A 2,959-nucleotide genomic window follows, 5' to 3' on the forward strand; every position below is an offset into this window, starting at 1 on the left:
GGACGGCCTTGTGCTGCAAGGCGGCAACGACGTGGCGCCCGAGAGTTATGACGAAACACCGCTGCATGGCGACTGGGCCGGCGACCGCATCCGCGACCGCTACGAGATCGAGCTGATCGACGCCTTCGTGCAGGCCGGCAAGCCGGTGTTCGGCATCTGCCGCGGCTTGCAGTTGCTCAACGTGATGTTCGGCGGCACGCTGCTGCAAGACATCGCGACCCAGCGCCCCGCGTCACGCGCGCACCGCGAACTCGGCAAGTACGAGCGCCACTACCACGAGGTGGAACTGGTGCCGGGCACGCATCTCGCCCGGCTGTACCCCGGCGTGCAGCGCGGCGTGACCAACAGCATCCACCACCAGGCGATCAAGGACCTGGCACCCGGCTTCGTGATCGAAGCACGCTGCCCGGACGACGGCATGGTCGAGGCCATTCGCCGCACCGACGGCAGCAGCTACGTCGCCGCGGTGCAATGGCACCCCGAGTTCCACGACCCCGGCGACCCGGCGAACTTCGACGACACGCCGCTGCTCAACGACTTTCTCGCCGCGGCGCGCGCCGCGCGGCGCTAACCGGCAAACACCATGGCCACCTTGCAGATCCACAACCCCACCACCGGCGCGCCACTCGCCGAACTGCCCGCCGACGATGCCGCCTCCGTCGCCACCAAAGCCGTGGCCGCGCGCGCCGCGCTGACAACCTGGGCGCGCGTGCCGATCAACGACAAGCTGGCGATGATCCAGCGCTTTCGCGCGGCGCTGGTCGAAGAGATCGACACGCTGGCGAGCACGCTGACCCAGGAGATGGGCAAGCCGATCTCGCAGGCGCGCAACGAGATCAACGGCTTGCTGCCCCGCATCGACTTCTTCCTCGAACAGACCGAAGGCGCGCTGCGCGACGAGCATGTGTTCGACGGCGGCGGCATGCACGAGCAGATCTCGCACAGCCCGCTGGGCGTGGTGGCCAACATCTCGGCCTGGAACTACCCGTACTTCGTCGGCTGCAATGTCATCGTGCCGGCGCTGCTGACCGGCAATGTCGTGCTCTACAAACCGTCGGAACACGCCACGCTCAGCGGCCAGCACATCACCCGGCTGCTGCATGCGGCCGGCGTGCCGGCCGACGTGATGCAGTGCCTGGTGGGTGCCGGCGATGTCGGCGCGGCACTGCTAACCCAGAAGATCGATGGCCTGTTCTTCACCGGTAGCCACGCCACCGGCCTGCGCATCGCGCAGGCGCTGGCCGGCCGGCTGGTAAAGCTGCAACTGGAGCTCGGCGGCAAGGACCCGAGTTATGTGCGCGCCGATGCCGACGTGAAGGCCGCCGCGGCCAGCCTCGCCGACGGCGCGATGTACAACACCGGCCAGAGCTGCTGCTCGGTCGAACGCATCTATGTGCACGAAAGCGTGCACGACGCCTTCGTCGACCATTTCCTCGGCGCGGTGGCCTCGTTCCAGCAGGGTGATCCGATGGCGCCCGGCACCTACATCGGCGCGATCACCCGCGCCGCGCAACTGGATGTGCTGGACGCGCAAGTGGCCGATGCGCTGGCCAAGGGCGCCACGCTGCGCTGCGGCGGCAAGCGCGGTCCCGGGCCCGGCAACCACTATGCGCCCACCGTTTTCACCGAGGTGAACCACACGATGGTGCTGATGCAGGAAGAAAGCTTCGGCCCGATCATCGGCATCCAGAAGGTCGGCGGCGACCAAGAAGCGCTGGGGCTGATGAACGACACCCGCTACGGCCTGACCGCCGGCGTCTTCACCCTGGACGAGACGGTGGCGCGCACATTGCTGGCGCAGGTGAATGCCGGCAGCGTCTACTGGAACTGCTGCGACCGTGTGAGCCCGCGCCTGCCATGGTCAGGCCACGGTGATTCGGGCATCGGCCTCACGCTGTCCCGCCAGGGCATAGCAAGCTTCACGCGGCCCAAAGCATGGCACTTGCGGCACCCGTGAGATTGACGCTGTTCGACCTGGACCACACGCTGCTCGATGGCGACAGCGATGTGTTGTGGTGCGAGTTCCTCATGGACCAGGGCGTGCTGGAGCGCGCCGCGTTCGCCGAACGCAACGCCGCGATGGAGCGCGACTACCAGACCGGCACCGTCAGCGCCGAGGACTTCTGCGCGTTCTACGTCTCGACGCTGAGCGGGCGCAGCCGTGCCGCCTGGCAGCCGCTGCGCCGCCGCTTCCTGGACGAGGTGATCGCGCCGCGCATTTCAGTCGCCGCGCATGTGCTGGTGCAGAAACACAGCGGCGCCGGCGAACTGGTGGTGATGACCACCGCGACCAACCGCTTCATCACCGAGCTGACCGCGGCCCACCTGGGCATCGCGCACCTGATCGCCACCGAATGCGAAACCAGCGCCGATGGTTTCAGCGGCCGGCCCAGCGGCACGCTGAACATGCGCGAAGGCAAGGTCACGCGGCTGCACGACTGGCTGGCCGTGCGCCGCATCGACTTGCATGAGTGCGACTCGACGCTGTACAGCGATTCGATCAACGACCTGCCGCTGCTGTGCGCGGTGCGCAAGCCGGTGGCGGTGGACCCCGATGCGCGGCTGGCCGCCGAAGCGGCCGAACGTGGCTGGCCGGTGATATCACTGCGCAGGCCGACTCCCGCAGCACGACTTGGCTGATTTTTGCATCGGCGGGCACTTGACCGTGCCGTACGAGCAAAAGACACAGCAGTCGCCGGCCTTCGGGCGAAGCAGCAAGCCGCAGTTCTCGCACTCGTAGAACCATTGGCAGGCGTCCTTCGGCATGGTCTCGTCCTTCTCATGGCCGCAGGCGGGGCACTTGATGGTCGATCGATCTACGGCTGTTTCCATCGGCACCGGCCCGTTGGCTGCCACCTCGTCAGTTGGCCACCGCGTGGCAGGCGCAGGCGTGATCCTGCGCCGCCGTCATGAACGACTCGAGGATGGCGCAGGCATGCGAGGTGTCCCCGTCGCAGGT

General features: G+C 67.5%; 4 protein-coding genes. 3 read left to right on the forward strand and 1 reads right to left on the reverse strand.

The window, feature by feature from the left end:
- From VLK61_RS20365 to VLK61_RS20375, 3 genes are all read left to right on the forward strand, one after another.
- Positions 1–571: gamma-glutamyl-gamma-aminobutyrate hydrolase family protein (locus VLK61_RS20365; RefSeq protein WP_325423458.1), on the forward strand; the 571-nt coding region annotated here is incomplete at its 5' end.
- 12 nt (positions 572–583) lie between these two features.
- Positions 584–1,957, forward strand: coding sequence for an aldehyde dehydrogenase family protein (locus VLK61_RS20370; protein ID WP_325423459.1), 1,374 nt, complete (start codon positions 584–586; stop codon positions 1,955–1,957).
- Positions 1,954–2,640 (forward strand): HAD family hydrolase, encoded by a 687-nt coding sequence (locus tag VLK61_RS20375; RefSeq protein ID WP_325423460.1) that lies wholly within the window; start codon positions 1,954–1,956, stop codon positions 2,638–2,640. Before VLK61_RS20370 ends, VLK61_RS20375 begins: the two co-directional genes overlap by 4 nt.
- On the opposite strand, the gene VLK61_RS20380 is transcribed toward VLK61_RS20375, so the two are convergent.
- A complete protein-coding gene (locus VLK61_RS20380; protein WP_325423461.1) occupies positions 2,602–2,832 on the reverse strand; it encodes a GDCCVxC domain-containing (seleno)protein in 231 nt (76 codons plus the stop codon). The genes VLK61_RS20375 and VLK61_RS20380 overlap by 39 nt on opposite strands.
- Positions 2,833–2,959: the final 127 nt, after the last annotated feature.

This window comes from Aquabacterium sp. (assembly GCF_035476535.1).
Taxonomy (GTDB): Bacteria; Pseudomonadota; Gammaproteobacteria; order Burkholderiales; family Burkholderiaceae_C; genus Pseudaquabacterium.

Coding starts and splice junctions, on each gene's coding strand:
- VLK61_RS20370 (WP_325423459.1), top strand. CDS start 584: ATGGCCACCTTGCAGATCCACAACCCCACCACCGGCGCGCCACTCGCC.
- VLK61_RS20380 (WP_325423461.1), bottom strand. CDS start 2,832: ATGGAAACAGCCGTAGATCGATCGACCATCAAGTGCCCCGCCTGCGGC.